The organism is Comamonas badia DSM 17552 (assembly GCF_000484635.1).
Classification (GTDB): Bacteria; Pseudomonadota; Gammaproteobacteria; order Burkholderiales; family Burkholderiaceae_C; genus Comamonas_C; species Comamonas_C badia.
In genome coordinates this window covers 1-26423 of the sequence record NZ_AXVM01000002.1, presented here as the reverse complement: position 1 = coordinate 26423, position 26423 = coordinate 1, and the positions used below count along the sequence as shown (strand labels likewise).

Sequence of the window (26423 nt, the reverse complement as noted above, 5' to 3'; positions counted from 1 at the left end):
TTTACAGGGACATCGACTCATGGAATTTCGTCACCTTCGGTACTTTCTGGCCGTTGCCGAGGAGCTGCACTTCGCCCGCGCTGCGGAGCGGCTGCATATCGAACAGTCACCACTGTCGCGCGCCATCAGGGAATTGGAAGAAGAGTTGGGCGCACAACTGTTCGTGCGTACCAGCCGCAGCACGCGCCTGACGCTTGCGGGCAAGCTGCTGATGGAGAACGCGCCTCGCGTGCTGTTGGCGCTGGACCAGGCGCGTGAGAGCGTGAAGGCAGCGGCCAATGGCTTTCACGGCCGGTTGCGCGTGGCGCTGTCCGACGGCATCACCCCCTCGCGCTTGCCGGCGCTGCTGGCGCGCTGCCGCGAGGAAGACCCGGAGATCGAGATCCGCCTGTTCGAGGTGCCGCTGGCCCAGCAGCTCAGCGGCCTGCGTGACGATCTATACGACGTGGGCTTCTCGATGGCCGACGAGGTGGGCGACGGCATCATCATCGAACCCGCCTGGGAGGATGAGCTGATGGTCGCCATGCCCGCGCGCCATGAACTACTGGCCCACAAGCGGGTACCGCTGGATGAAGTGCTGCAACATCCCCTGGTGCTGGGCGACCCGGCAGTTTGCGAAGGCCATGCCAAGCAGATCGACCGCATCCTGCGCAAGCAGGACCGGGAGCCCTTGATCGAACAGTACGTCGCCACGTTCGACGTGATGATGACTTTCGTGTCGGCCGGCTTGGCGCTAGGGCTCGCAGGCGCCGCGCACATCGCTTCCAGCCGCGAGCCGGGCGTGGTGGGCCGACCGCTCGCGGGAAAGTCGCCCATGCTCACTACCTATCTGCTGCGCCGCGACGCCGAGCCGTCGCAGGCGCTAGCCCGCTTTATCGAGCGGGTCGAAGCCCTGGGACCGGGAGACGCTTAGCCATTGGCCCCGTTTCACTTCGGAGGATTCAAGCCATGAACCTATCCAAGATCATCGCTATGTCGTCGCTAGCAGTTCTGCTGGTCGCCTGCGGCAAGTCTGAGCCGTCCAAGCCCGCTGCCGTGCCCAGCGTGGAGGAACTGGCTGCTGACCCCGTGCGTTTGCGAGAACTGCGCCAGCAGTGCAAGACGGATCGTCCGACGATGGGCGACGTGCTGTGCAACCGAGTGGCCGAGGCGACGAACCGACGTTTCCTGGGCGACGGCAAGGTGCCTTATACGCCACCGAAGGAACCGCCGAAGTTCTGATGGTCGGCTTGCCGCAACGCACCTGCGCGTGCCTGCGCCTTTTTGCGCGCTGCGCAGCAGCGCGCTCATTGTGGCGGTCTTTCGCCCCAGTTCTTCCCTGCCGGAAACCATGTTTTTTGCGGCATCAACCTGCCGATAACGGTCTTTGACCGGCACGCCCAGCGGCACTGATCCTCACGAGGGCGGCACATGCCTGTGCTGCGATCGGAGGCTGGATGATGCAGGGAACGAACGTGCTGTTCGGTCAGATTGCCGTGGTGTTCGGCATCGTGATCGCTGGGGTGTGGAGCGCCACGCAATGGACAGCGGCGGCCCTGGGCTACCAACTACGCCTGGGCTCGCCGTGGTTCGATTTCCTGGACACACCGGTCTATCACCCGTGGCGGTTGTTCGAGTGGTGGTTCTTCTTCGATGCCTACGCGCCGCGCGTGTTCGATACCGGCGGCGCCATCGCGGGCGGCAGTGGCCTACTGGCGGTTGTGGTCGCCATCGGCATGTCGATCTGGCGCTCGCGCCAGTCGCGCCTGGTCACGACCTATGGCTCGGCCCGCTGGGCCAATGTGGAGGACATTCACAAGGCGGGCCTTGACCACCCTGCGGGCGTGTTCCTCGGCCTGCATCGCCAACAGTACCTGCGGCATGAAGGCCCGGAACACGTCCTGACCTTCGCGCCTACGCGCTCGGGCAAGGGCGTGGGCCTCGTGGTGCCGACGCTGCTTTCCTGGCCTGCATCCGCCGTCATCCACGACATCAAAGGCGAGAACTGGCAGATCACCGCCGGTTGGCGCTCGCGCTTCTCGCATTGCCTGCTGTTCAACCCCACCGATGCGAAGTCAGCGGCCTACAACCCGCTGCTGGAGGTACGACACGGCGCGCATGAGGTGCGCGACGTGCAGAACATCGCGGACATTCTGGTTGATCCCGAAGGTGCGCTGGAGAAGCGCAATCACTGGGAAAAGACTTCGCACGCGCTGCTGGTCGGGGCCATCCTGCATGTGCTCTACGCGGGCGAAGACAAGACGCTGCGCGGCGTCGCCAACTTCCTCTCCGACCCGGCCAGCCCCTTCGAGTTGACGCTGCACCGGATGATGACCACGCCGCACCTCGGCGATGGGCCTCATCCGGTGGTGGCCTCGGCTGCGCGCGAAGTGCTCAACAAATCGGACAACGAGCGTTCCGGCGTGTTGAGCACCGCCATGTCGTTCCTCGGCCTGTACCGCGATCCCACGGTGGCCCAAGTCACGTCGCGGTGCGATTGGCGCATCGCCGACCTGATCGCGGCCGAGCATCCGGTATCGCTGTATCTGGTGGTGCCGCCTTCGGACATATCGCGGACGAAGCCGCTCATTCGCCTGATCCTCAACCAGATCGGGCGGCGCCTCACCGAGTCGCTCGATGGCTCCGATGGCATCGAGCGCCGCCACAAGCTGCTGCTGATGCTCGATGAGTTCCCTGCGCTGGGGCGCCTGGACTTCTTCGAGACGGCGCTGGCCTTCATGGCGGGCTATGGCATCCGCAGCTTCCTCATCGCGCAGTCGCTCAACCAGATCGACAAGGCGTATGGGCAAAACCACTCCATCCTCGACAACTGCCATGTGCGCGTGACGTTCGCCACGAACGACGAGCGCACCGCCAAACGGATCTCCGAGACGCTGGGCACCGCCACCGAGCTGCGCGCGCAGCGCAACTACGCGGGCCACCGGCTCGCGCCGTGGCTGGGCCACCTCATGGTGTCGCGCCAGGAAACCGCGCGTCCGCTGCTGACGCCGGGCGAAGTCATGCAGCTTCCGCCTGATGAGGCCGTGGTAATGGTGTCCAGCGTGGCGCCCATCAAGGCGAAGAAGCTGCGCTACTACGCGGACGCCAATTTCAAGCGCCGCGTGCTGCCGCCGCCCACGCTGGCGGACGGGCAGTACGCCGACGCGCCGCCGGCCCGCGCCGATGACTGGAGCGGGCTGGCAATTCCTGCGGTGCCGGCACCTCTCGTCGCGGAGACCGTTGGCGACCTTGGCAGCGCCGATGACGGCGGCCCGCGTCGCCAGCCCGAACTCTCCGAAATCGCCGCCTACGACCCCGAGCTGGCCGCGCCTGCGGCCGACCTTGGGTTGCTCGATGACGACGACCTGCCGCTTCCCCTTCCTCGCCAGCTCGACCCTGCCCTGCAACGCACGGCCCGGCTGGCATCCCTCGACCCTGATGACGGAATCGACCTATGACCCAACACCGCCTCAACGTGTTCATCCAGCCGGAGCACGCCAAGCGGCTCGATGAGCTGGCCGCCAAGAAGGGCGTGTCCAAGTCGTCCATCGTCGCGGCGGCGCTCGCATCGTGGCTGTCGCCCGATGCCGCCGACCAGCGCGAGGCGGCCATTGCCAAGCGGCTTGATCGCCTGTCGCGGCAGGCCGAACGCATGGAGCGCGACCAGAACATCCAGATCGAGACGCTGGCACTGTTCATCCGCTACTTCCTCACGGTGAGCACGCCCGTGCCCGAAGCGCATCAGGACGCAGCGCGCGCCCAGGGCAAGGCGCGCTTCGAGCAGTTCGTCGAACAACTCGGGCGGCATTTGCTGCGCGGTCGCAGTCTGGTGCGAGACGTGGTGGAAGAACTGCATCCAGACCCGGCACGCATGGACGACGCGCAGGAGCGCGCGTCATGAGCGCCGTTCCTTCCTTCACCGCCGTTTCACTGGATCGCCGCATCCAGATGCTGCGCACGGCGATGGGGCCACTGATCGCCGCCGCGCTGGAAGACCCCGACGTAGTGGAAGTCATGCTGAACCCGGATCGCACCTTGTGGATCGACCGGCTTTCGTCGGGCCGCGCGCCGATGGGTGTGGAGCTGTCCGAGGCCGACGGCGAACGAATCATCCGGCTGGTCGCGGCCCACGTCGGCGCCGAGGTGCATCGCGGCCAGCCGCTCCTGACGGCGGAGCTGCCCGAGACGGGCGAGCGCTTCGAGGGCATCCTGCCGCCCGCTGCGCCGGGGCCGGCCTTCGCTTTGCGCAAGCGCGCCTTTGGCGTGATCCCGCTGTCGCGCTACATCGAGGACGAAATGATGACCGCCGCGCAGGCGGGCTTGCTGGTGCGCGCCGTGCGCGAGCGCCAGAACATCCTGATTGCCGGTGGCACCAGCACGGGCAAGACCACGCTCGCCAATGCCTTGCTCGCCGAGATCGCCGCCACTGGCGACCGCGTGCTGGTGCTTGAAGACACGGTGGAGCTGCAATGCGCGGCCTGCGACCACGTACCGCTGCGCACGCGCGCAGGCGTGGTGTCGATGACCGAGCTGGTGCGCTCGTCCATGCGCCTGCGCCCGGATCGCGTCGTCGTCGGCGAGGTACGCGGCGCCGAAGCGCTGGATCTCATCAAGGTGTGGGGTACAGGCCATCCGGGCGGCATTGCCACGATCCATGCCGGCTCCGCGCTGGGCGCGCTGCTGCGTTTGGAGCAACTGATCCTCGAAGTGGCGGTGAACCCGCCCCGTGCGCTGATCGCGGAAGCGGTCAATGTGGTCATCCACATCGCTGGGCGCGGGCGCAAGCGCCGCATCGAGAGCATCGTCCGCGTCATCGGCTTCGATGGCGTGGGCTACCACCTGGCGGATGCGCTGGAGGCTCCATTCCCGGAGCTGCTGTCGCAGTCCGACCTTTCCTCCCCGTCCCCTGACCACTCTGGAGAACTTCCATGACGCACGCTGATGCTTTCCGTATTTCCGCAAATCCGCTTCCTCGGCCCGCACGGCTGGATGGCCTGGCTCGCCCGGCCATGCAGGGCTTGATGCTCGCTGCCTTCATGCTGCTGCTCGCAGGTACTGCGCAGGCCGCCGGTTCCTCGATGCCCTGGGAAGGGCCGCTGCAATCCATCCTCGAATCCATCCAGGGGCCGGTGGCGCGCATCGTCGCGGTCATCATCATCATCGCTACGGGCTTGGCGCTGGCCTTCGGTGATACCTCGGGCGGGTTCCGCAAGCTGATCCAGATCGTGTTTGGCCTGTCCATCGCGTTCGCCGCTTCGAGCTTCTTCCTGTCGTTCTTCAGCTTCTCCGGTGGGGCCGTCGTATGAACGGCCCACACGATGGAATACCCGGCTTCGAGGTGCCGCTGCATCGGTCGTTGACCGAGCCGATCCTGATGGGCGGTGCGCCGCGCACCGTGGCCATCACTAACGGCACCTTGGCCGCTGCTGTCGGGCTGGGCTTACAGATGTGGATTCCAGGCGTGGTGCTCTGGATCGTCGGCCATTCGCTGGCGGTCTGGGGTGCGCGTGTCGATCCGCAGTTCATGGCCGTGTTCGCGCGCCATATCAAGCACCGGCCGCTGCTGGACGTGTGAGGGGAATGCCATGCTGAACCTTGCCGAATATCGCCAGCGCCCGGCCTTGCTGGCTGACTGGTTGCCCTGGGCCGGGCTGATCGCACCGGGCGTCGTCTTGAACAAGGACGGCTGTTTCCAGCGCACGGCCCGGTTTCGCGGGCCTGACCTCGACAGCGCGACGCAAGGCGAGTTGATCGCCACGTCGGCGCGCTTGAACAACGCGCTGCGCCGCCTGGGTTCGGGCTGGGCACTGTTCATCGAGGCCGAGCGCCGCGCCGCCGCCGACTATCCGCACTCGGCGTTCCCCGAGCCGCTGTCGTGGCTGGTGGACGAGGAACGCCGGGCCACATTCGAGGACTCGGGCAATCACTTCGAGAGCGGCTATCACCTGACGCTGGTGTACCTGCCGCCCGAGGAATCGCACGCCCGCGCGGCGGGGATGCTGTACGAGAACCGGCCTACCGACGGCGTGGACTGGCGCGAGCGGCTGCAAGCTTTCGCCGCAGAAACGGATCGCATCTTTGACCTGCTCGACGGCGTGATGCCGGAAATCGCCTGGCTGGATGACAGCCAGACGCTGACCTACCTGCACGCCACCATTTCGACGCGGCGCTACCGCGTCGGCGTGCCCGAAGTGCCGTTCCACATCGACGCGCTGCTGACCGACTCCGCACTTGTCGGTGGCTTGGCGCCCATGCTGGGCGACCGGCACCTGCGCGTGGTGTCGGTGCGGGGATTTCCGCCCTCGACCTGGCCGGGGATTCTGGACGACCTCAACCGGCTTGGATTTGCCTATCGCTGGTCAACCCGGTTCCTGTGCCTCGACAAAGCCGAAGCGGAAAAGGAACTCGTCCGCCTGCGTCGCCAGTGGTTTGCGAAAAGGAAGAACGTCATCGCGCTGCTGCGCGAAACGATCTTCCAGCAAGAAAGCCCGCTGGTCGATACCGACGCGAGCAACAAGGCCACCGACGCCGATGCCGCCTTGCAGGAGCTGGGCAGCGATCAAGTCGCCTTCGGCTATCTCACCGCCACGGTTACAGTGCTCGATGCCGACCCGGCCGTGGCCGACGAGAAGTTGCGGATGGTGGAGCGGGCCATCCAAGGGCGCGGGTTCGTGACGATCCCTGAAACCTTGAACGCCGTGGATGCGTGGCTGTCCTCGCTCCCCGGCAATGCCTACGCCAATGTGCGCCAGCCCATCGTCTCGACGCTGAACCTGGCGCACATGATGCCGGTGTCGGCGGTATGGGCCGGCCCCGAACGCAATGCCCATCTTGACGGCCCGCCGCTGATCGTCACGCGCACCGATGGCGCCACGCCGTTCCGGCTGGTGACGCACATCGGCGACGTGGGCCACACGTTGGTCGCAGGCCCGACCGGCATGGGCAAGTCGGTCTTGCTCGCCACCCTGGCGATGCAATTCCGTCGCTATCGCGGCTCGCGCATCTTCGCCTTCGACATGGGCCGCTCGATGCGCGCCACCATCCTGGGCCTGGGCGGCGAGCACTACGACCTCGGGATGGATGGCGAAATCGCTTTCCAGCCCTTGGCTCGTATCGACCGCGAGGGCTACCGCACCTGGGTGGCAGAGTGGATCGAAGGCCGCTTGCGGCATGAGGGCGTGGTCGTCGGCCCCGAAGAGAAGGCCGCCATCTGGTCGGCGCTCGGCAGCCTCGCCGGTGCGCCGGTGGAGCAGCGCACGATGACGGGGCTGTCCGTGCTGCTGCAATCGAACACGCTGCGGCAGGCGTTGTCGCCTTATGTGCTGGGCGGTGCCCACGGCAAGCTGCTGGACGCCGACCATGACCGGCTCGGCATGGCCGACGTGCAGTGCTTCGAGATGGAGGAGCTGATGCACAGCAAGGCCGCCGTCATGGCGGTGCTGCATTACCTCTTTGCGCGCTTCGATGAACGCTTCGACGGGGCGCCCACGCTGCTGATCCTCGATGAAGCGTGGCTGTTCCTCGATGACCCGGTGTTTGCCGCGCGTATCCGCCAGTGGCTCAAGACGCTCAGGAAAAAGAACGTCAGCGTCATCTTCGCCACGCAGAGCCTTGCCGACATCAAGGATTCGAGCATCGCGCCCGCGATCATCGAGAGCTGCGCGAGTCGCATCTTCCTGCCGAACCCGCAGGCCACCGAGCCGCAGATTCGCACGATCTACGAGGGCTTCGGCCTCAACAGGCGGCAGATCGAGATCGTCGCCACCGCGCAGCCCAAGCGCGACTACTACTACCAATCGCGCCTCGGCAATCGCCTGTTCGACCTCGACCTGGGGCCGGCGGCGCTGGCCTTCGCGGGCGCGTCCACGCCGCAAGACCAGCGCGACATGGACGCGGTGCTGGCCGACGCCGGCGTGCCCGGCTTCGCGGGCGCCTGGCTGCGCCATCGCGGCCTCGATTGGGCGGCCGACCTGCTGCCCTCGTTCCCCGGCCTCGCGCCGGGTTCCCTCGCTGACCAACCCCTGGAGAACCAGCCATGAAGAAACGTCTCATCGCCGCCGCCATCGCGGCCATGCTTTGCACCGCCACCGCCCATGCGCAATGGGTCGTGATCGACCCCACGAACCTCGTGCAGAACACGCTGACCGCGATCCGCACGCTGGAGCAGATCAACAACCAGATCCAGCAGCTCCAGAACGAAGCGCAGATGCTGATGAACCAGGCGCGCAACCTCGCCAGCCTGCCGTCCAGCGTGGTCGGCCAGTTGCGCGCCAATCTGGCGACCACACAGCGGCTGATCGCCCAGGCCAGAGGACTGGCCTACGACGTGACGAATCTGGATCGGGAGTTCCAGCGCCTGTATCCCGAGCAATATGCCGCCACCGTCAGCGGCAACCAGATGTACCGCGACGCGCAGGAGCGCTGGAAGAACACGCTCAACGGCTTGCAGACCACCATGCAGATGCAGGCCCAGGCGTCGCAGAACCTGAGCGACGACGAAGGCGTGCTGGCCGACCTCGTGGGCAAGAGCCAATCGGCCGTGGGCGCCTTGCAGGCCATGCAAGCCACCAATCAGCTTCTGGCTTTGCAGGCCAAGCAGTCCATCCAAACGCAACGCCTGAGCATCACCCAGGATCGCGCCGCGTCGCTGGAGTTGGCGCGGCAGGCTGCCGCCGTGGAGCGAGGCCGCGAGGTGAACCGGCGTTTCCTGGGTGAAGGTACGCCGTACACGCCGCAGACCGTCGATTTCTACGGCCGGTGACAGGTGTTGCCATGACCCGCGCGCCTGCTTTCTGCGGTCTCGTGCTCTTGCTGGCCGGTTGCGGCCAGCAGGAGGTGCCTTCGGTCGATGCACTCTCGGCCCATCCGGCGCGGCTGCGCTTGCTCAAGGAGCAATGCCGCGCGGGTCAGCTCGACGGCGCGTTATGCGCGCAGGTGGTCAAGGCCGACCTGCGCCGCTTTTTCTCCGGCAAGGCCGGGCCTGATGAGTACCGGACGCTGGCCGAATTGCCGCCGATTCCGGCCAGCTTCGATGAACCCACCGAAGACGGCGAGGCGGTGGCAGCGGCCTTGCCGGGGCAGGAGGACTCGCCATGAATGACATTTCGATCATTGATCGCTTCCTCGATGTGTTCTCGCGCTACATCGACTCGGGCTTCGGCCTGCTGCACGGGGAGGTGGCGTTCCTCACAGCCACGCTGATCGTCATCGACATGACGCTCGCCGGGCTGTTCTGGGCCATGAGCCATGCCAGCGGCCAGGGCGAGGACGTGATCGCCAAGCTGATCCGCAAGGTGCTGTACGTCGGTGCCTTCGCCTACATCATCGGCAACTTCAACACCTTGGCGAGCATCGTGTTCCGCTCGTTCGCCGGGCTGGGCCTGACGGCCAGCGGCTCGACCCTGAGCATGGGTAACTTCTTGCAGCCGGGACGGCTCGCCAAAGTGGGCATCGACGCCGGGGCGCCCATTCTTGAGCAGATCAAGGAGATGGCGGGCTTCCCCGAGGTGTTCATTCACATCATGCCCATCGTCGTGCTGTTCTTCGCATGGATGGTGGTCATCGTCAGCTTCTTCGTGCTCGCGGTGCAGCTCTTCGTCACGCTGATCGAGTTCAAGCTGACCACGCTGGCGGGCTTCGTGCTGGTGCCGTTCGCCCTCTGGAACAAGACGGCATTCCTGGCCGAGAAGGTCTTGGGCAACGTGGTGTCGTCGGGCATCAAGGTGCTGGTACTGGCCGTCATCGTCGGTATCGGCTCGGGGCTGTTCTCCGAGTTCAACATCCCGGCAGGTTCGGAGCCTTCGATCGACCGGGCGCTGGTCATCATGCTGGTCTCGCTGTCCATGCTGGCCCTGGGCATCTTCGGGCCGGGCATTGCGACCGGGCTGGTGTCCGGCGGCCCGCAGCTTGGCGCGGGCGCGATGGCCGGTGCTGCCATCGGCGCAGCCGGAACCGCCGTTGCGGTCGGCGCTGCTGCTACGGGTGTCGGCGGCGCCGTGGCGGCCGGAGCGCGTATGGCGCCCGCAGCCGCCAAAGCAGGGGTCAGTGGCGCCCGTTCGATGGCATCGACCGCCAGCAGCGCCAAGTCGGCCTATCAGGCGGGCTCCGCTTCGGCCGGTGGCGGCCTCCAGGGCGCCGCCGCCGGTGTGGGCAATGTCGCCAAGACTGGCGCGCAGGCAGCCGGGCAGAAGGTGGCCCAAGGCGCACGCTCGATGAAGGAGCGCGTCGCCGCCGCCTTCCGGCCTGATGACGCCGGATCGGCGTCGGGGGACAGTGCCGCACGGGCTGCGAGCGAATCTCCCGTCACAGCCCCATCCACCGCACAACCCGCTTGGGCCAAGCGCCTGCACCGCAGGCAGCAGCTCACCCATGCCGCCACGACCGCCGCCCACACGCTGCGCGGCGGCGACGGCGGCAGCTCCAGCCAGGGGCCAAGCCTGCGTGATTCCGATTCCTGATCTTCAAGGAGAACCCTCATGCGATTCAAAAGACCGCAGGTGCGCTACGCCGATACGCCGCAGCCTGCCACCCCCTACCAATCCGCCGCGCAGGTCTGGGACGACCGTATCGGCTCGGCCCGCGTGCAGGCCAAGAACTGGCGCTTCATGGCCTTTGGCTGCCTCACGTTGGCCGTGCTGATGGCGGGCGGGCTGGTCTGGCGCTCGGCGCAGTCCATCGTCACGCCCTACGTTATCGAGGTGGACAACGCGGGCCAGGTGCGCGCGGTCGGTGAAGCCGCTACGCCGTATCGGCCCAGCGATGCCCAGGTGGCCTATCACCTGGGCCGCTTCATCGGCCTGGTGCGCTCGCTGTCCATCGACCCCATCGTGGTGCGGCAGAACTGGCTGGATGCCTACGACTACACCACTGACAAGGGCGCCGTGGTGCTCAACGAGTACGCCCGCGTGAACGATCCGTTCGCGCGCATCGGCAAGGAGTCGGTGACGGTGCAGATCACCAGCGTGACCCGCGCCAGCGACACGTCTTTCAACGTGCGCTGGACGGAGACGCGCTTTGTCAATGGCGCGCTGGATCGCACCGAACGCTGGAACGCCGTGGTTTCCATCGTGCAGCAGACGCCGCGCACCGAGCAGCGCGTGCGCAAGAACCCTCTGGGTATCTACGTCAACGGGCTGTCGTGGAGCCGCGAACTGGAAGGAAACGAAGGAGCAAAGCCATGAATGATCTTTTCCGTAAATCCGCCTTGCCGATCATGTTGCTTGCCCTCGCGGGCTGCGCCACGCAGGGCAAGCCGCCGCCGTCCATTTCGCTCGATGAGCCGGCGCAGGCGCAGCCGCTGCCGGAGCCGCCTGCGCCTGTGGAAGTGGTGGCCGTGCCGCAGGTGCTGCCGATGCCGGCGCAGATGAAACCTGTGCCGGATGCCAAGCCCACGCCGGAACCCGCCGATGAAACCGTGCGTGTGTCCCGCGCCAACGCCGAGGCGCGCATTGCGCCCACGCGCGAGGGCTACGTCAACGCGATCCAGGTCTGGCCCTTCACCGATGGCGCGCTGTATCAGGTCTATGCGGCCGTGGGCCGCGTGACGGTGATCGCGCTCCAGCCCGGCGAGGAACTGGTGACGGTGGCCGCTGGCGATACCGTGCGCTGGATCGTCGGGGACACATCGAGCGGCAGCGCTGACGCGCTGCGCGTCAATGTGATGGTCAAACCGATCCGCTCGGGCCTGAAGACCAATCTCGTCATCACGACCAGCCGGCGCACCTATCTGCTGGAGCTGACCTCTACCGAAAAGACGTGGATGGCGTCGGTGTCCTGGGAGTACCCGAAGGACAAGATGCTGGCCTTGCAGCGCCAGGCGCAGGCGGCCAGCGCCGCCGCGCCGGTCGATGCCGGGCTGTCGTTGGAGAAGATCCGGTTCCGCTATGCGGTCAGCGGCAGCAATCCGCCTTGGAAGCCGCTGCGCGCCTTCGATGACGGCGAGAAGGTCTATATCCAGTTTCCGCCGGGCATCGCCCAAGGCGAACTGCCGCCGCTGTTCGTCATCGGCGCCCAGGGCGATGGGCAACTCGTCAATTACCGCTTCCGGCCGCCGTACTACATCGTGGATCGCCTGTTCGGCGCCGCCGAACTACGCCTGGGCGGGGACAAGGGCGATGTGGTGCGGATCGAACGTACCGATGGCACGCGGAGGAACTGAGCATGAGCCAGGACGATTCCCCTGACTTTGCGCCGCAGGCGGGCAAGGTCGCGCCCGAGGCGGTGGCGCTGCGCGCCCAGCCGCGCCCGGTCACACGCCTGAACCGGCGCACGCTGGCCATGCTCACCGGTGGCCTGTCGGTCGCCGTGCTCGGGGCCACGATCTGGTCATTGCAGCCGCACCGGCGCGGCGCAGGCGAGCAGACCGAGCTTTACAACGTCGATCGCGTCTCGAAGTCCGAGGGGCTGGATGGCCTGCCTTCGGATTACTCCAAGCTGCCGCGAAAGGTGCCCGAGCTGGGGCCGCCGCTGCCGGGCGACCTTGGCCCGGCCATCGTGAAGGCGCAGCAGCCGGTGACGCCCACCTACGCGCCGCCGGGCCACGACCCGGAGGATGCACGGCGCAAGGAAGCTGAAGCGGCAGCAGCTTCCTCGGTGTTCTTCCGCTCGGGCACGCCTGGCAAGACCGCCGCGCCAGCGGCTGCGCAAGTCGCTGCGGCTGGCCAAGCATCGGCCTTGGCGGGCTTCGACCCGCTCGCCGCCGGGCCGGCCTCGACGGCGGCCCAGCCCGCCGACCCGACCGCTGTGCAGAATCGACAAGACCAGAAAGAGGCGTTCCTGAAAGGCGGCTCTACGGAAACCCGCAATTCCGGGAATCTGAAAATGCCGTCCTCGCCGTATCAGGTGATGGCCGGGACGGTGATCGCTGGCGCGCTGGTGACAGGCATCAAGTCCGATCTTCCGGGCGACGTGATCGCCACGGTGACGGAGCCGGTCTACGACACGGCCACGGGCAAGTTCCTGCTGATTCCGCAGGGCTCGCGCATCCTGGGCCGCTACAACAGCCAGGTCAGCTATGGACAGAGCCGGGTGCAGGTGGTTTGGAACCGCATCATCCTGCCGGACACGTCCTCGCTGACGCTGGACAACCTCGTCGGCACCGATCCGGCCGGCTATTCGGGCCTGGAAGACGGTGTGGACTACCACTGGAGCCGCATCGTCGCCGGTGCGGCGCTGACGACGCTGCTGGGCATCGGCGCCGAGTTGGCCGCGCCGGAGAACCGGCAGGACGGCAACCGCATCGTGATCGCCGGGCGCGACAGCGCACAGGACAGCATCAACCAGGTCGGGCAGGAGATGACCCGGCGCAACATGAACATCCAGCCGACGCTGACCGAGCGGCCCGGCCTGCCGGTGCGGATCATCGCCAACCGCGATCTGGTGCTGCGTCCGTACCAGCCAATGTTCTTCCAGCGGGGAGCGATGCAATGAGCACGACCAAGAAACTGCGGCTCGGGCCACTGCCCAAGACCGAGAGCGTCAAGCTGACCTTCGCTTGCCCGGCCAGCCTGAGGGCCACCCTCGACCGCTATGCCGCGCTGCACGCGCAGGCATATGGCGAGACCGTCGATGCAACGACGCTTATCCCGCACATGCTGGAGGCGTTCATGGCGGGGGATCGGGGATTCAGGAAGGGCACGGCGACACGGAGCGCGCCAACGAAGCCGACATGATGGCGTCGCGTACCAATGGCATCCGTCGAACGCGCAGCCCCAGGCTGCGCGTTCTTCATTCTCTGGATGCCGCACGCAAAGCCTCTTGGGCTATGATGGTGCGACAGGCCCGCCGTTCCTCGGCAATCCCGCACGCTCCAGCGCGATCCGGCTTTCCCTCCCGACGCTCCTATGTGGCTCCTAGCCCACAAGGCCGCACTTCCGCAAAGTGGCCTGAAAACGAGCTAACCTACTGTCCCATATACGGTTTCAAGCTCTGCGTGATTTGCACGAAGGACTTGACACCAGAACTTTTTTGTTTGCGACAGCTCCTTGCGTAGGTCCATCAAGCTTCCGCAGAACACTTGAGTCATCTGAGATTGGGCGGTGGTAGCTTTGCGTCTAGCAGTTCACGGAGCCTTTCGGCGTCCCTCGACTGCTGCTCGACCAGTTGACGCAATTGCGCAGCCTCAAGGGCTTGCTGCTCTGACTGTTTCTGCTGAGCCACCAACTGTTCTCGAAGAAGGGATTCGGTCGTACGCTGGGCGGCGGAGTTCTCGCGATCAATATCGCGTGCCACGGAAATCTGCCACCATGTCGCAAGAAAAGACACGACGACTGACGCAATGACCGCCCATTTCGTCCACCAAAGGCTGCGACCCGCGTGCCGGAATGCCTCCTCCGCCTGTTTCTGATCACTCTCGACCTGCTTAAACCACGCGGGCAAGACATCTTGCACCATCGTCTGGTTCAGGCCACCAACGACTTCGACCAAGGCATCCATTCGCCGCACCGCTTCGCGAGAGTTCTCCGCACTCTCTAATGTGGCGCGGCCAAGAACCGTTTCTTCCGGCCGCGACAGCGCGGGCATGACCGGGATATCCATGGATCGGGGAGTTTCAAGTCGGGCGAAGCTCGCGCCGCGACTAAGGTCGCGTAGCGTTTCTGTCGTAGGACGAAAGCCAGCTAACGCTTCGCGTGGCGAACGGTCCAAGAGCCCCGCCGATCCGAGACTGGTCTTGAAGCTGTCCAGCGCACCCAGTGATTCACGAATGCTGGCCAAGCCGGCCATCTGGCCTTGCAACTTCTGCAAGGTGTCCTTTTGCAGGAACGCATAGCTGCCGCCAATGGAATTGTGCATGTCGTCGAGCATCTTCCGATTGCGCTCGGCTTCCTGCTCGCGTCCGCGTTTCACGGCCTTGCCAAGCTCAGCACCGGCAGCGCCAGGGGGCAACTCACCCCATCCGCTTTTCTTCGCAATGACAGGCGCCAGTGCGGCATAGTCGGCGTCGACCATCGCATCCACATCATCGTCCGCCAGCGGCGAACTGTCCCGCTTCTGCTGCACTCGGCTAGACAACCTCCTCACGGCAGCCTTCCCCAGTTCCGCTTCGTCGTCGCCCTCAAGGTGCTCCCAGTCAGAACCATAAACATGCCGCACATACAACATCCCCAGCGACGTAGGCACCGCGGCCTTCTCTGGCAGCAGACTGCTGAGGGACACCTTCTTGGACGGTGAATTCGGCGAGGGCGTGGAACTTTCACTCATACCAAAATTGTGCCCGACGCCAAAGATCCGCAGATAACTCTCGCGCCAAATGCGAACAGGTGACTGGGCCGGCCTATACGAGAAGCGCGTGCGAAGGAGCGTGAGAGCACAGATGACTTGGTCGGTCCGTGATCGCCGTCTACCCTATGGGCCCGCCGGCGCGGCCCCACCATCTACGGTTGCGCCCCCGGGCTCGGCCAGCTCTTGTGCTTTGATGGCACCAGGCCCGCCGACGAGTTTCAGAGAAATCTTGTCGGGCTGCGTGTAGGGCACTTTCGCAGCGGTCACCGCTTCTGCCGATACGATGCCCAGCTCGACAAGATGGTCCTCCATCTCTGTCGCGACTTGGATCACGATGTTTGCGCGCTGCCAGACCGAGGAGACAAGGGCAATACGGAACATACCGGCGCCGAGCGCCTTCTCGTACGCCAAAGCTCTCTGCCGCTGCTCCGAATTGAGATGGAAATAGCGGGAATACAACCCGACTCTGATCACCTCTTCTGCCTGAACAGGCGGTGTCTGCTGGGGCATCCCCATCGAGCCCCAAAAAACGGCTCGCGTCCAGCTTGTTCTGCGCTCCTTCGCCCACGGGTGTAGATGCTCATTGAACTGGGAAACGACATTCAGCACTCTCAGGAAGTTGATTTCCTCATCATTGGCGTAAAACGGTCGGAATCGCAAGGCAAGACGTTCAAACAAGGGCTCCGGCAGATTCTGAAAAGTAATCTCAAGCTCCGAGCTGACCGAGGCGTTCATGAGATCGACAATAGTCGACCCGGGGGTATGCGCAGACGACGGAAACACAGGCCTGAGCCGAAGGCTCGGGCCTTGCCCTATATCAGGAAGTTCGGCCACCACGTGCCTCAGCAACTGCGCGGTCTCCCAGAAAAGAGTTAGTCGAGCTTCATCCTTGGCCTGATCAGGCAACTTGAGTGCCGGAACCGTCATTTCAGGGATGCTCCAGGTTCCCCAACTCGATCATCGGCAATCACGTAGACCGTCATCGCCGGACCTAGAAGTCGAACTCACGGTTCGGACCTTGAGCCACATCGCCCCATATCCTGTTGGGCAGTTCATGTCGGCTGAAGAACACCAAGTGGTACAGCGGTCGATTTCCTTCGTCGCGCACCAGAGGCATGCGCCGACTGATAGAAAAGCCTAGGCCACGTACCAGACCGCACCAGTAGTCAAAAAATGCTTCGTCGGCATCCCCGCGCACGAACGCGAGAGGGTCTACATGTTGCCGCCAGCCGGGGGCCGCATCGTCGAAGCGCGCACGCTCGGGGTTGTACTCCATCAGCACGTTGCGTCGAAGGTCCATGGTGCTGAAATGAACCGCGAAATCCACAAACTTCAGACGCGCCAGTTTTTCGATCACCTTGAACGAAAGATACTGGAGGTTGTAGGGATCCAGATAGGCGAGACAGAGTGCACCTTTTGGAATCGTCCCGAGCACCTGATCCACCGTGGATTCGGCGGCCCCTGGGAAGGCCGTTGCCGGAGCCCCTACGGCCCGCAGCCGCTCTGCACAGGCCGATGCCCGAGCGGCGTCCAGATCACCGACGAGACAGGAGGTGAAGGCAATATCGTCGCGCAGTGAATGCTGCCATGCGACCTGAGCGCCACCGGGACGCGTCATCGCCTCGCCTTTGACCTGAATGCGTCCGGGACCACAGAACAGATCGACATAGATGCGCTGCTTGAACTTCTCGCGCGCTCTCCTCGTGCCTTCCACATACTTGGCCAGGAAGGTGTGCTTCATCTCTGGAACCCACCGGCCAACCCCCTCGCCGGCCCGCCCAAACTCCACCGGCAGATGTGGCAAAGGGTCATCGTTGTGAGCGAGGGAAAAACTCACTGCTCACTCCTTTGCGGAACGCAGAACAGGGAGCCCTGCCGGTTTCGTTCGATCCAATCCGTATCCCGCATGTATCGCGCAAGCCGCCGAACCGTTCCATCCTCGGATCGAATGACGATGTCTTTCTCACCGGACAACCGCTCAAGTGCGTCCTTGTACATGAGCGAGGTGCCCGGGGACGTATTGCAGGTCGAGGCATAAAGCTCACCGATCTGCACAGGCTGTCCTCGCCCAAAAATATTCTCCGCCAAGTGCTGGGGCAACACATCAGCGGACAGGTTCTGTGCCACGTCGTCGAACACGAATCCTCCTTTGAACTGCTGACGGAAGCCCATCATGTGGGTCGCAAGCATGTCAAGGCCCGCACCACCGTAGTGGATGGAATCGTTCTGGTGTTCCCAGTGCACCTGCTTCATCACGTCCTGCGCACGCGGATGCCGCGAAAGATGGACAAGCCAGTACTCGCCTTGACCGCTCCCCTCTCCCCGAATGAAGAATGGCGTGAAGTACTCAGCTCCGCAATCTTTCACCAAGGCCTGGTACAGGGCAGCTTGAATGAAGCGCCGCCAATCCGCCGAGTCCTCTTCTTTGATCTGCTCGACCGTTCTACCCCCTAGCGCCGAGCGGATGTCGATGGCCAGCTTGCCAGAGACCTTGTCCGTGAACTCATCGTTGGTGTAGGTGGCAAAGGCCGAAACATGGAACGTCAGGACCACCTCGCTCTTCGGTGATTCAGCAAATATCTTTTGAATCAGCGGCGCCGGCACGTCGCTGTACCCATACTGATCCAGAAAGAAAAGCGCCGTGTGCGCTCGGGGGGTATGGGCCTCGATCAACCGAAACACGGCTGGCGATGCCGAGACAAAGTCGTCATGAATGACGTGAATGGATTGGCCGACTTGTGCACCGTATCCTCTGTCATGCAAAACCTGCTTCAGGTGCGACAGCGCCCGAGCATCCTTGTCGATGAAGATGTACCGCACATCCAGATCGATGGGTTTTGTTCTCTGGGCGTTGACCCTGACACTGGCCTCCCGGACCGCATCCAGCATGCGCAGCGGAGAGCCAAGGATCTCTGTACCCAGCCCTTTGAGCGTGTAGAGCCCGCCCCCGCAAAATCCGTCAACCAACGTGATTCGGAGTCGCTCCCGCCCCCGGGCATTGAGCGTTCGCTGCTCGAAGTACCGAATCAGGTAGCCAACCAGCACCTCATGCTTCGTCACACTATGCGGATCGATCTCTGCCGGTCCGTTCCTCCAATCGTAGTGACTCTGTGCCAAGCGCAAGCCTTTCTGCGGTACTGAAGTCGATCGACGCTACACCGTGTTTCCCGGGCTCGGAAACTGATCCCAATGCCGGCCGCCCAAAGAGCGGCCAGCCTTGCCTTTTCCGACAGCGGCGAGTTTGATCTCTGAGCCATCACGCCTGACGATGTGGATCGGGGTCCGGCCCGTCACGGCGTCGGCAGCTTGCTCTATGGGAGCCCAGTGCCCCCATTGCTTGAAATGGAACGCGACGCCGGCCGCATTGCATTGTTTGCGGAGATCTTCTGGCCATTGCGGATCCATGGGACGCGCACCTGGCCCTGACTCACCGCCAGCGATGACCCAATCCACACGCGTGCCGCCCTCCCCTGCCTTCAACCACGGGCGCAGATCCAGAGGCCCGAGCAAGGGCTCGCACGACAGGAACCGGACCGCCGGCGTGTTGAACTCCAGAAGATACTTCAGCCGTTTGCCTGCGGCATCCTGATTTTCGACGGTTGCACCAAGCCAAACGTTGGAAGGCAATTCGTAGCCCTTTGGCAGTTGCTTGCGCACGAGATGGATTCGCTTGGTCAGGAGCAGCCAATCAAGATGGGGCGTGGCCGCGATGAGGTCCAGAAGGCGGAGCCGATGCGGAACCAGATCCTTGCGGTTCTCGAACACATCCGCCATGGACGCACAAAACACGCGCCGTCTGGTCTTGCTCTCCTTTGCCTCCCGGTCCCACTTCAAGGGCTCCTTCCAATGGGCGTCACCAAAAAAGCGCCGCTCCGATTTCGCGCCCCAAACGTCTTCCCCGAGGCGCTTCGCCCAGGTTTCGGCATAGCAATGGTCACACGCATCGGACACGCGCACGCAACCCCACCATGGATTGAAGGTGTGGTGCGTCCACTCGATACGGGTGTCTTTTCCCATTGTTCACTCTCTTGGTGCATTGTAACAATTCACTGGTTTTTTGCACAGTATCAACACACTGTCATGGGAAAATCCCGAAGTTGGGAATTGCCGCGTCAAGTCCTCGCCCCTCACATGACGTCGATGTGTTGATGGATCCTGTCCAGCAGTACCTTGAAGTCCGGCTGCCCCTGGTAGTACAGCGAGGCTGTCTTGCGATATTCCTGCGCAAAGCGCTGACGCTGATCGGCGTCGGCCAGCAAAAAAGCAGGATTGCGGGCAATGGCCTGCTCGTCGCCGGTCCGGAACCGCTGCGCCTTGCGCTCCTGGTAGGCCGGCGTCCTCATGAAGGCCTGGACCTCATCCAACTCCAGAAGGCAGTACACGTCGTAGTAGTGCCGCAGGAAGTTGGCGGGAAACGCCTGGGCTTCATCGAGTCGGCGGTACTTGGTGGAGATCGTTTGCAACTTCTCGACGAAGGTGTGCGTGGGGGCATAGCACGGCACGGCCACCGCACGGTTGTCTTCCACCGTCACACTGCGCTCCATGGCCACATCCAGCGCCCAAGACGAAATCGTGACCGGCCGATTTGGAGCGGTGTCGTCGAATCCGAGTTCCAGCAAGATGCCGTCCTTGACGCCGGCAAGCGCGGGGACACGCGACGCGTAGATCAAGCGGATGCCGGCGCTGCGCATCTTGTCGTCGTCAAACTGCGTGTCGCGCTCCACACTGTCGATGCCCGGAATACGGATCCGTGCAGCCAGCGCGTCGTAGTAAGCACGCCGCGATTCAACATGCGCAGGCTTGTCCTGGTTGCGCCCCGTCTTCACGTCCATGCCATCCGGCGGTTCAATGCGGAGGTCGATGTCTTCGGAGAAGCGGTGAATGACACCGAATCCCTTTGACAAGGACGTACCGCCCTTCAGCTCGAACTGATAGCCTTGAGCCTGCAGGCCCCAGAGGCAATGCATGATCCAGTAGTCCTTTTCGACCAACATGGGATCGAGGCCGCGCTCGTCTGCGACCACTGCCAGCAACTGATCGAAGTCCCGTCGTTCGTGCAGGAACTCAACCATCCACCCACTCCCGCAGACGCTTGCGCGTGGCCACGCTGCCATAGTTGTCGGCTGCATGCTGCAGACGGCTCGGATTGAAGGACGACAACCTGTTGCGCGCCTGGCTCAGCACCGCATCGCGATCCTCTGCCAGTTCATCCAGGTTGTTCAGCAGGTCCACGAACAGGAACTCAGGGGTCAGCTTCCTTGGAAAGCGTGGCTTCACACGAAAATCGAACTGCCGGTTTCCTAGCTTGAAGACGCCGTGGCGCTTGTGGTTGTAGACCAGCGTGCGGTTGTAGAGCTGGGTCGTACCCAGGCCCACGGCGTTGTATGCCGAGGGGGAGAACACCAGGAAATCCTTGTCGCGAAGAAACCCACCCACCACCTGCTCGTCGGCGGGAGGCAGCGGCCCGAAGCTGGAATGCTTGGGCGCGTGGTAGAGCCCTTGCGCGAGCTTTCTCAGCTTGCCGCTGGCCACCAATTCACGCAGATGCCGGTCCACCGCCGTAGACAGCCGCGCGAGATCTTCACGTCGATAGACGCGCCCCGACCGCAATTCGCCGGCGAGATGGGCAGCGCCTCCTCGCAAAGAGCCAGCAGAAGACTGAACAGCGGTCGACATGACAGATTTCTCATTGAAATTTCATGCATTTTAACACCTACTACTGGATTGCCGGCGAGGGCTCTTAAACACCCGATCGCGCGCCATGAACGCTTCCAGCATGTGCGGAATCAGCGTCGCGGCATCCACGGCGTCGCCATACGTCTGTGCGTGCAATGCGGCGTAGCGCTCGAGTTCGGCCTTCAGGCTAGCCGGACACGCGAAGGTCAGCTTGATGCTCTCGGTCTTCGGCAGCGGCCCCAGCCGCAGTTTCTTGGTCGTGCTCATCGCATGGCTCCCCGATTGAAGAACAGCGGCTGGTACGGCCGCAGCACCAGATCGCGGTTGACGATGATCCGCACCGGCAGGCCCGGCCGCTCGGTCAGCGTCGGCTGGATGTTCATATGGCGCCGGGTCATCTCCTGGCCCACCTGATTGATGCTGTCCTGCGCGCTGTCGCGCCCGGCGATCACGATGCGGTTGCCGTCCTGCCGGTTCTGCGGCGCGGCCAGCTCGGCGCCCACGCCCAGCAGCGTGGTCAGCGCCGCGCCAGCAAAGACGCGATCCCAATGCCAATCGACGCCATCCTCCAGGCCGGCGTAGCCAGCCGGGTCGGTGCCCGCGAGGTTGTCGAGCTTCAGCGAAGACGTGTCGGGCAGGATGATCCGGTTCCACACCACTTGCACACGGCTCTGCCCGTAGCTCACCTGGCTGTTGTACTTGCCCATGAGGCGCGAGCCCTGCGGGATCAGCAGGAACTTGCCCGTTGCCGAGTCGTAAACCGGCTCCGTCACCGTGCCGATCACGTCGCCCGGCAAGTCCGACTTGATGCCCGTCACCAGCGCGCCCGCAATCACCGTGCCCGCCATGACCTGGTACGGCGAAGCCGGCATTTGCAGATTGCCGGAATTGCGGTTTCCGTAGAACCGCCTTTCAGGAAAGCCTCTTTCTGGTCTTGCCGGTTCTGCACAGTGGCGGGATCGGACGGCTGGGCCGCCGTCGAGGCCGGCCCGGCCGCCAGCGGATCGAAGCCCGCCAAGGCACTGCCGGGCGAAGCTGCAGCAACTTGGGCTGCGCCAGGCGCCGCGGTCTTGCCCTGGTTGCCCGAGCGGAAGAACACCGACGAAGCCGCCGCCGCATCGGCCTCCTTGCGCAGCGCATCCTCCGGGTCGTGGCCCGGCGGCGCATAGGCCGGCGTCACCGGCTGCTGCGCCTTCACGATGGCCGGCCCAAGATCGCCGGGCAGCGGCGGCCCCAGCTCAGGCACCTTCGCCGGCAGCTTGGAATAGTCCGACGGCAGACCGTCGAGCCCTTCGGACTTCGAGACGCGATCGACGTTGTAAAGCTCGGTCTGCGCGCCGGTGCCGCGCCGGTGCGGTTGCAGCGACCAGATCGTGGCCCCGAGCACGGCGACCGACAGGCAGCCCATCAGCATCGCCAGCGTGCGCCGGTTCAGGCGTGTGACCGGGCGCGGCTGCGCGCGCAGCGTCACCGCCTCGGGCGCGACCTTGCCCGCCTGCGGCGCGGCACGGTCGGGGGTATCGTCCTGGCTCATGGTCAATTCCTCCGCGTGCCGTCCGTGCGTTCGATCCGCACCACATCGCCCTTGTCCCCGCCCAGGCGCAGCTCGGCCGCGCCGAACAGCCGATCCACGATGTAGTACGGCGAGCGGAAACGGTAGTTCACCAACTGCCCGTCGCCCTGCGCCCCGATGACGAACAGCGGCGGCAACTCGCCCTGGGCGATGCCCGGCGGGAACTGGATATAGACCTTCTCCCCGTCATCGAAGGCGCGCAGCGGCTTCCACGGCGGATTGCTGCCGCTGACCGCATAGCGGAAGCGGATCTTCTCCAGAGACAGGCCAGCATCAATCGGCGCGGCGGCGCTGGCCGCCTGTGCCTGGCGCTGCAAGGCCAGCATCTTGTCCTTGGGGTACTCCCAGGACACCGACGCCATCCACGTCTTCTCGGTCGAAGTCAGCTCCAGCAGGTAGGTGCGCCGGCTGGTGGTGATGACGAGATTGGTCTTCAACCCCGAGCGGATCGGCTTGACCATCACGTTCACGCGCAGCGCGCCGCCACTGCCGCTTGACGTGTCCCCGACGATCCAGCGCACCGTGTCGCCGGCGGCGACCGTTATCAATTCTTCGCCCGGCTGCAGCGTAACCACCGTCACACGGCCCACGGCCGCATAGATCTGGTACAGCGCGCCTTCGGTGAAGGGCCAGACTTGAATCGCATTGACGTAGCCCTCCCGTGTAGGGGCAATGCGCGCCTCGGCATTGGCGCGGGCTACGCGCACGGTTTCATCGGCAGGTTCTGCTGCGGACTTCGCATCGACACTGGGCATGGGCTTCAACTGCGCCGGCATCGGCAACACCTCAGGCACGGTCACGACCTCCACCGGCTTCGGCGCCTCGGGCAACGGATGGGCCTGTACCGGCTCATCGAGCGGGATCACCGGCGGTGGCTTGCCCGGCGTGGCGCAGCCCGCGAACAGGACAGCCGATGCCAGCAGGATCACCGACACCGCGGATTTACGGAAAACTGCATTCATGGTTTTGCTCCTTCGTTTCCTTCCAGTTCGCGGCTCCACGACAGCCCGTTGACGTAGATACCCAAGGGGTTCTTGCGCAGGCGCTGCTCGGTGCGCGGGGTCTGCTGCACGATGGAAACCACGGCGTTCCAGCGCTCGGTGCGGTCTAGCGCGCCGTTGACGAAGCGCGTTTCCGTCCAGCGCACGTTGAAAGACGTGTCGCTGGCACGGGTCACACTGGTGATCTGCACCGTCACCGACTCCTTGCCGATGCGCGCAAACGGGTTGTTCACGCGGGCGTACTCGTTGAGCACCACAGCGCCCTTATCGGTGGTGTAGTCGTAGGCATCGAGCCAGTTCTGCCGCACCACGATGGGGTCGATGGACAGCGAGCGTACGAGGCCGATGAAGCGGGCCAGGTGGTAGGCGATCTGTGCATCGCTGGGCCGGTACGGCGTAGCGGCTTCGCCAACCGCGCGTACCTGGCCTGCGTTGTCCACCTCCACGACGTAGGGCGTCACGATGGATTGCGCCGAGCGCCATACCAGGCCGCCGGCCATCAGCAGCGCGAGCGTCAGGCAACCGAAGGCCATCAGCCGCCAGTTCTTCGCCTGCACACGCGGCGAGCCGATACGCTCGTCCCACACCTGGCCGGCAGCTTGGTACGGCGTGGCGGGCTGCGGTGTGTCGGCATAGCGCACCTGCGGTTTTCTGAATCGCATGCTCAGTTCTCCTTGGAAATCGCCTTATTCGTCGGTACCGCGTAGGCTCGGGCCTTGCCCGGAGCCACCACCGTCGCCACCGCGCAGCGTGTGGGCGGCGGCGGTCGCGGCGTGGGTGAGTTGCTGGCGGCGATGCAGCCGCTTGGCCCAAGCGGGCTGTGCGTTGGCTGCGTCGTAAACGGCTTCGCTTGCGGCGGCATGGCCGGATGCCCCAGCTCCACCGGCTGCCGCGCCTTCGTCAGCGACCGGGCCGTTCCAGCCAGCGCGGAACGGTGCGGCCATCCGTTGTCCGGCAGCGGAAGCGCGGGATGCAGCCGCGCGCCCGGTGGACTGTGCGCCGGTCTTGGCAACGTTACCCAGGCCGGCCATCACCCCCCTTACACCACCGCCTGCTGCGGTGGAACCGGCCTGGAACGCCGACTTGGCCCTGCTGGCCGCCGACGTGGCGGCACGCGCACTGCCGCCGGCCAGCTTGGCGGCGGCCGGCGCCATGCGCGCCCCGGCCATGACCGCGCCGCCCACGCCGGTCGCGGCGGCACCAATGGCAACGCCGGTGCCGACAGCGCCGACCGCAGCCCCGGCCATCGCGCCCGCGCCAAGCTGCGGCGCACCGGACACCAGGCCCGTGGCGATGCCGGGGCCGAAGATCCCGAGCGCCAACAAGGTGAGCGAGGCCAGCATGATGACCAGCGCATGGTCGATGGACGGCTCGGCGGGATGGACTTGGAACTGAGCGAACAGGCCCGATCCAATGCCGACGATCACGGCCAGCACCAGCACTTTGACGCCGGCGGACACGACGTTGCCCAGCACCTTCTCGGCGAGGAAGCTGGTCTTGTTCCACAGTGCGAATGGCACCAGCACGAACCCAGCGAGCGTGGTCAGCTTGAACTCGATCAGCGTGATGAAAAGCTGGATCGCCAGCACGAAGAAGCACAACACCACGACCAGCCAGGCGAGGAACATCACCACGATGGGATCGAGATTGGCGAACACCTCGGGAAACCCGGCCATGTCACCGATCTGCTTCAAGATCGGCGCTCCGGCGTCGATGCCGGTTTTGGCGAGCCGGCCCGGCTGCAAGAAGTTCTCCATCGTGATGGCCGAGCCAGTGGCCATGATGCCCAGTCCCGCGAATGAGCGGAACACGATACCGGCCAGCCAGTTGAAGTTGTTGATGATGTAGGCGAAGGCGCCAACGTAGAGCACCTTGCGCAGCAGCTTGGCAATCACGTCCTCGCCTTGGCCGGTGGCGTGGCTCATGGCCCAATACAGCCCGGCGATCGTCATGTCGATGACGATCAGCGTGGCGGTCAAGAACGCCACTTCGCCCCGCAACAGCCCGAAACCCGAGTCGATGTAGGTGGCGAAGGTGTTGAGGAACTGGTCGATGATGGTCACGTCATTCATGGCGTGCCCTCCGGTTCAATGGGCGGTGCCGGCGCTACGCCATTCGCCGGCTCATCGAAACTCGGCGGGATCGGCGGCAGGTCGGCCAGCGTCCGGTATTCATCTGGCCCGGCCTCACCGGAAAAGAAGCGCCGCCGGAAGGCTTCGGCGGCGGCGCGGCAAACGTCCTCGCCCGTGGCCTGCACGATTACCTGTGGATTGGCCGCGCATTGCGTGCGCAATGCCTTGAGCCGCACAGGATCGGCGGCTAGGGCGTCGGCAAGGGTGTTGGCCGGCTGCTTGCCGCAAGCGGCCAGGAGCGCGGCACACAGGATGAGGACGCCTCGCATGACGGCCTCCCGTCAGTCGCGGTAGAAGTTCACGGACTGTGGCGTGTACGGCGTGCCGTCACCCATGAAACGCCGCCGTACTTCGCGGGCGCGCTCCGTTGCAGCCGATTGCCGCGCCAGCTCCAGCGAGGCGGCACGGTCTTGTGTGATCTGGAGCCGCTGGGTCTGGATCGACTGCTTGGCCTGCAAGGCCAGCAGTTGGTTTGTGACCTGCATGGCTTGCAGCGCGCCGACTGCGGACTGGCTCTTGCCCACGAGGTCGGCCAGCACGCCTTCGTCGTCGCTCAGGTTCTGCGACGCCTGAGCCTGCATCTGCATGGTGGTCTGCAAGCCGTTGAGCGTGTTCCGCCAACGCTCCTGCGCGTCGCGGTACATCTGGTCGCCGCTGACGGTGGCGGCGTATTGCTCGGGGTACAGGCGCTGGAATTCCCGATCCAGATTCGTTACGTCGTAGGCCAGGCCTTTGGCCTGCGCGATGAGGCGCTGGGTGGTTGCCAGATTCGCGCGCAACTGGCCCACCACGCTGGACGGCAGGCTGGCCAGGTTGCGCGCCTGGTTGATGAGCATCTGCGCC

Annotated in this window: 28 protein-coding genes and 1 pseudogene; 15 read left to right on the top strand and 14 right to left on the bottom strand. The window is 64.7% G+C overall.

Annotated features, from left to right (window positions below):
• Positions 1-19: 19 nt before the first annotated feature.
• From K320_RS0104215 to K320_RS0104145, 15 genes are all read left to right on the top strand, one after another.
• Entirely contained in the window at positions 20-913 is an 894-nt protein-coding gene (locus K320_RS0104215; protein WP_009523286.1) for a LysR family transcriptional regulator, read from the top strand.
• 35 nt (positions 914-948) lie between these two features.
• On the top strand, positions 949-1221 hold the full coding sequence (locus K320_RS0104210; protein WP_009523287.1) for an EexN family lipoprotein: 273 nt from the start codon (positions 949-951) through the stop codon (positions 1219-1221).
• A 218-nt stretch (positions 1222-1439) separates the two neighbouring features.
• Positions 1440-3437, top strand: coding sequence for a conjugal transfer protein TraG (locus K320_RS0104205; protein WP_024537622.1), 1998 nt, complete (start codon positions 1440-1442; stop codon positions 3435-3437).
• On the top strand, positions 3434-3880 hold the full coding sequence (locus K320_RS0104200; protein WP_009523289.1) for a ribbon-helix-helix protein, CopG family: 447 nt from the start codon (positions 3434-3436) through the stop codon (positions 3878-3880). The genes K320_RS0104205 and K320_RS0104200 overlap by 4 nt, the downstream gene beginning before the upstream one ends.
• A complete protein-coding gene (gene trbB / locus K320_RS0104195) occupies positions 3877-4911 on the top strand; it encodes a P-type conjugative transfer ATPase TrbB (RefSeq protein WP_024537621.1) in 1035 nt (344 codons plus the stop codon). Before K320_RS0104200 ends, trbB begins: the two co-directional genes overlap by 4 nt.
• The gene (locus tag K320_RS0104190) at positions 4908-5285 is read left to right on the top strand and encodes a TrbC/VirB2 family protein (RefSeq protein WP_009523291.1); all 378 of its coding nucleotides are present in this window, start codon (positions 4908-4910) and stop codon (positions 5283-5285) included. Before trbB ends, K320_RS0104190 begins: the two co-directional genes overlap by 4 nt.
• Complete coding sequence (locus tag K320_RS0104185) at positions 5282-5554, top strand: VirB3 family type IV secretion system protein (RefSeq protein ID WP_009523292.1); 273 nt, start codon at positions 5282-5284, stop codon at positions 5552-5554. Before K320_RS0104190 ends, K320_RS0104185 begins: the two co-directional genes overlap by 4 nt.
• Positions 5555-5564: 10 nt before the next feature.
• A complete protein-coding gene (gene trbE, locus K320_RS0104180) occupies positions 5565-8018 on the top strand; it encodes a conjugal transfer protein TrbE (protein WP_024537620.1) in 2454 nt (817 codons plus the stop codon).
• Entirely contained in the window at positions 8015-8740 is a 726-nt protein-coding gene (gene trbJ, locus K320_RS0104175) for a P-type conjugative transfer protein TrbJ (protein WP_009523294.1), read from the top strand. Before trbE ends, trbJ (K320_RS0104175) begins: the two co-directional genes overlap by 4 nt.
• An 11-nt stretch (positions 8741-8751) precedes the next feature.
• Positions 8752-9075: an EexN family lipoprotein gene (locus K320_RS0104170; RefSeq protein ID WP_009523295.1), complete on the top strand. Its 324-nt coding sequence runs from the start codon at positions 8752-8754 to the stop codon at positions 9073-9075.
• Positions 9072-10436, top strand: coding sequence for a P-type conjugative transfer protein TrbL (gene trbL, locus K320_RS0104165; RefSeq protein WP_024537619.1), 1365 nt, complete (start codon positions 9072-9074; stop codon positions 10434-10436). The genes K320_RS0104170 and trbL (K320_RS0104165) overlap by 4 nt, the downstream gene beginning before the upstream one ends.
• A gap of 18 nt (positions 10437-10454) precedes the next feature.
• Positions 10455-11159: a conjugal transfer protein TrbF gene (gene trbF / locus K320_RS0104160; protein WP_024537618.1), complete on the top strand. Its 705-nt coding sequence runs from the start codon at positions 10455-10457 to the stop codon at positions 11157-11159.
• Entirely contained in the window at positions 11156-12136 is a 981-nt protein-coding gene (gene trbG / locus K320_RS0104155; RefSeq protein WP_024537617.1) for a P-type conjugative transfer protein TrbG, read from the top strand. Before trbF (K320_RS0104160) ends, trbG (K320_RS0104155) begins: the two co-directional genes overlap by 4 nt.
• 2 nt (positions 12137-12138) lie before the next feature.
• Positions 12139-13407, top strand: coding sequence for a TrbI/VirB10 family protein (locus K320_RS0104150; protein WP_024537616.1), 1269 nt, complete (start codon positions 12139-12141; stop codon positions 13405-13407).
• A complete protein-coding gene (locus K320_RS0104145) occupies positions 13404-13649 on the top strand; it encodes a DUF2274 domain-containing protein (RefSeq protein ID WP_024537615.1) in 246 nt (81 codons plus the stop codon). The genes K320_RS0104150 and K320_RS0104145 overlap by 4 nt, the downstream gene beginning before the upstream one ends.
• A 349-nt stretch (positions 13650-13998) precedes the next feature.
• Here K320_RS0104145 and K320_RS0104140 read toward each other — a convergent pair whose 3' ends face one another.
• From K320_RS0104140 to trbJ (K320_RS0104075), 14 genes and pseudogenes are all read right to left on the bottom strand, one after another.
• Positions 13999-15177, bottom strand: a complete 1179-nt coding sequence (locus K320_RS0104140; protein ID WP_034342626.1) for a hypothetical protein — start codon at positions 15175-15177, stop codon at positions 13999-14001.
• A gap of 144 nt (positions 15178-15321) precedes the next feature.
• A complete protein-coding gene (locus K320_RS0104135; RefSeq protein ID WP_024537613.1) occupies positions 15322-16125 on the bottom strand; it encodes a hypothetical protein in 804 nt (267 codons plus the stop codon).
• Between the two features lie 64 nt (positions 16126-16189).
• Positions 16190-17035 carry a three-Cys-motif partner protein TcmP gene (locus tag K320_RS0104130; protein ID WP_024537612.1) on the bottom strand — a complete coding sequence of 282 codons (846 nt, stop codon included), beginning with the start codon at positions 17033-17035 and terminating at the stop codon, positions 16190-16192.
• On the bottom strand, positions 17032-18315 hold the full coding sequence (locus K320_RS0104125; RefSeq protein WP_024537611.1) for a three-Cys-motif partner protein TcmP: 1284 nt from the start codon (positions 18313-18315) through the stop codon (positions 17032-17034). Before K320_RS0104125 ends, K320_RS0104130 begins: the two co-directional genes overlap by 4 nt.
• Positions 18316-18351: 36 nt before the next feature.
• Positions 18352-19215 carry a DUF5131 family protein gene (locus K320_RS0104120; RefSeq protein ID WP_024537610.1) on the bottom strand — a complete coding sequence of 288 codons (864 nt, stop codon included), beginning with the start codon at positions 19213-19215 and terminating at the stop codon, positions 18352-18354.
• A 110-nt stretch (positions 19216-19325) separates the two neighbouring features.
• Positions 19326-20270 (bottom strand): nucleotidyl transferase AbiEii/AbiGii toxin family protein, encoded by a 945-nt coding sequence (locus K320_RS0104115; RefSeq protein ID WP_024537609.1) that lies wholly within the window; start codon positions 20268-20270, stop codon positions 19326-19328.
• A complete protein-coding gene (locus tag K320_RS0104110) occupies positions 20263-20874 on the bottom strand; it encodes a hypothetical protein (protein ID WP_024537608.1) in 612 nt (203 codons plus the stop codon). The genes K320_RS0104115 and K320_RS0104110 overlap by 8 nt, the downstream gene beginning before the upstream one ends.
• A gap of 30 nt (positions 20875-20904) precedes the next feature.
• A complete protein-coding gene (locus tag K320_RS0104105) occupies positions 20905-21141 on the bottom strand; it encodes a DUF2274 domain-containing protein (RefSeq protein WP_024537607.1) in 237 nt (78 codons plus the stop codon).
• A pseudogene (locus K320_RS17990) lies at positions 21138-22408 on the bottom strand (TrbI/VirB10 family protein). Before K320_RS17990 ends, K320_RS0104105 begins: the two are co-directional and overlap by 4 nt.
• A 2-nt stretch (positions 22409-22410) precedes the next feature.
• On the bottom strand, positions 22411-23409 hold the full coding sequence (gene trbG, locus K320_RS0104095) for a P-type conjugative transfer protein TrbG (protein ID WP_024537606.1): 999 nt from the start codon (positions 23407-23409) through the stop codon (positions 22411-22413).
• Entirely contained in the window at positions 23406-24110 is a 705-nt protein-coding gene (gene trbF / locus K320_RS0104090; RefSeq protein ID WP_024537605.1) for a conjugal transfer protein TrbF, read from the bottom strand. Before trbF (K320_RS0104090) ends, trbG (K320_RS0104095) begins: the two co-directional genes overlap by 4 nt.
• Before the next feature lie 24 nt (positions 24111-24134).
• The gene (gene trbL / locus K320_RS0104085; RefSeq protein ID WP_024537604.1) at positions 24135-25520 is read right to left on the bottom strand and encodes a P-type conjugative transfer protein TrbL; all 1386 of its coding nucleotides are present in this window, start codon (positions 25518-25520) and stop codon (positions 24135-24137) included.
• Positions 25517-25849, bottom strand: coding sequence for a hypothetical protein (locus K320_RS0104080; protein WP_024537603.1), 333 nt, complete (start codon positions 25847-25849; stop codon positions 25517-25519). The genes trbL (K320_RS0104085) and K320_RS0104080 overlap by 4 nt, the downstream gene beginning before the upstream one ends.
• Positions 25850-25861: 12 nt before the next feature.
• A partial coding sequence (trbJ, locus tag K320_RS0104075; protein WP_024537602.1) for a P-type conjugative transfer protein TrbJ occupies positions 25862-26423 on the bottom strand: 562 nt, incomplete at its 5' end.

Bases quoted from the DNA above. Each gene is read 5' to 3' on its own strand.
- K320_RS0104215 (WP_009523286.1), top strand. From the start codon at position 20: ATGGAATTTCGTCACCTTCGGTACTTTCTGGCCGTTGCCGAGGAGCTG.
- K320_RS0104210 (WP_009523287.1), top strand. From the start codon at position 949: ATGAACCTATCCAAGATCATCGCTATGTCGTCGCTAGCAGTTCTGCTG.
- K320_RS0104205 (WP_024537622.1), top strand. From the start codon at position 1,440: ATGCAGGGAACGAACGTGCTGTTCGGTCAGATTGCCGTGGTGTTCGGC.
- K320_RS0104200 (WP_009523289.1), top strand. From the start codon at position 3,434: ATGACCCAACACCGCCTCAACGTGTTCATCCAGCCGGAGCACGCCAAG.
- trbB (WP_024537621.1), top strand. From the start codon at position 3,877: ATGAGCGCCGTTCCTTCCTTCACCGCCGTTTCACTGGATCGCCGCATC.
- K320_RS0104190 (WP_009523291.1), top strand. From the start codon at position 4,908: ATGACGCACGCTGATGCTTTCCGTATTTCCGCAAATCCGCTTCCTCGG.
- K320_RS0104185 (WP_009523292.1), top strand. From the start codon at position 5,282: ATGAACGGCCCACACGATGGAATACCCGGCTTCGAGGTGCCGCTGCAT.
- trbE (WP_024537620.1), top strand. From the start codon at position 5,565: ATGCTGAACCTTGCCGAATATCGCCAGCGCCCGGCCTTGCTGGCTGAC.
- trbJ (WP_009523294.1), top strand. From the start codon at position 8,015: ATGAAGAAACGTCTCATCGCCGCCGCCATCGCGGCCATGCTTTGCACC.
- K320_RS0104170 (WP_009523295.1), top strand. From the start codon at position 8,752: ATGACCCGCGCGCCTGCTTTCTGCGGTCTCGTGCTCTTGCTGGCCGGT.
- trbL (WP_024537619.1), top strand. From the start codon at position 9,072: ATGAATGACATTTCGATCATTGATCGCTTCCTCGATGTGTTCTCGCGC.
- trbF (WP_024537618.1), top strand. From the start codon at position 10,455: ATGCGATTCAAAAGACCGCAGGTGCGCTACGCCGATACGCCGCAGCCT.
- trbG (WP_024537617.1), top strand. From the start codon at position 11,156: ATGAATGATCTTTTCCGTAAATCCGCCTTGCCGATCATGTTGCTTGCC.
- K320_RS0104150 (WP_024537616.1), top strand. From the start codon at position 12,139: ATGAGCCAGGACGATTCCCCTGACTTTGCGCCGCAGGCGGGCAAGGTC.
- K320_RS0104145 (WP_024537615.1), top strand. From the start codon at position 13,404: ATGAGCACGACCAAGAAACTGCGGCTCGGGCCACTGCCCAAGACCGAG.
- K320_RS0104140 (WP_034342626.1), bottom strand. From the start codon at position 15,177: ATGAGTGAAAGTTCCACGCCCTCGCCGAATTCACCGTCCAAGAAGGTG.
- K320_RS0104135 (WP_024537613.1), bottom strand. From the start codon at position 16,125: ATGACGGTTCCGGCACTCAAGTTGCCTGATCAGGCCAAGGATGAAGCT.
- K320_RS0104120 (WP_024537610.1), bottom strand. From the start codon at position 19,215: ATGGGAAAAGACACCCGTATCGAGTGGACGCACCACACCTTCAATCCA.
- K320_RS0104115 (WP_024537609.1), bottom strand. From the start codon at position 20,270: ATGGTTGAGTTCCTGCACGAACGACGGGACTTCGATCAGTTGCTGGCA.
- K320_RS0104110 (WP_024537608.1), bottom strand. From the start codon at position 20,874: ATGTCGACCGCTGTTCAGTCTTCTGCTGGCTCTTTGCGAGGAGGCGCT.
- K320_RS0104105 (WP_024537607.1), bottom strand. From the start codon at position 21,141: ATGAGCACGACCAAGAAACTGCGGCTGGGGCCGCTGCCGAAGACCGAG.
- trbG (WP_024537606.1), bottom strand. From the start codon at position 23,409: ATGAATGCAGTTTTCCGTAAATCCGCGGTGTCGGTGATCCTGCTGGCA.
- trbF (WP_024537605.1), bottom strand. From the start codon at position 24,110: ATGCGATTCAGAAAACCGCAGGTGCGCTATGCCGACACACCGCAGCCC.
- trbL (WP_024537604.1), bottom strand. From the start codon at position 25,520: ATGAATGACGTGACCATCATCGACCAGTTCCTCAACACCTTCGCCACC.
- K320_RS0104080 (WP_024537603.1), bottom strand. From the start codon at position 25,849: ATGCGAGGCGTCCTCATCCTGTGTGCCGCGCTCCTGGCCGCTTGCGGC.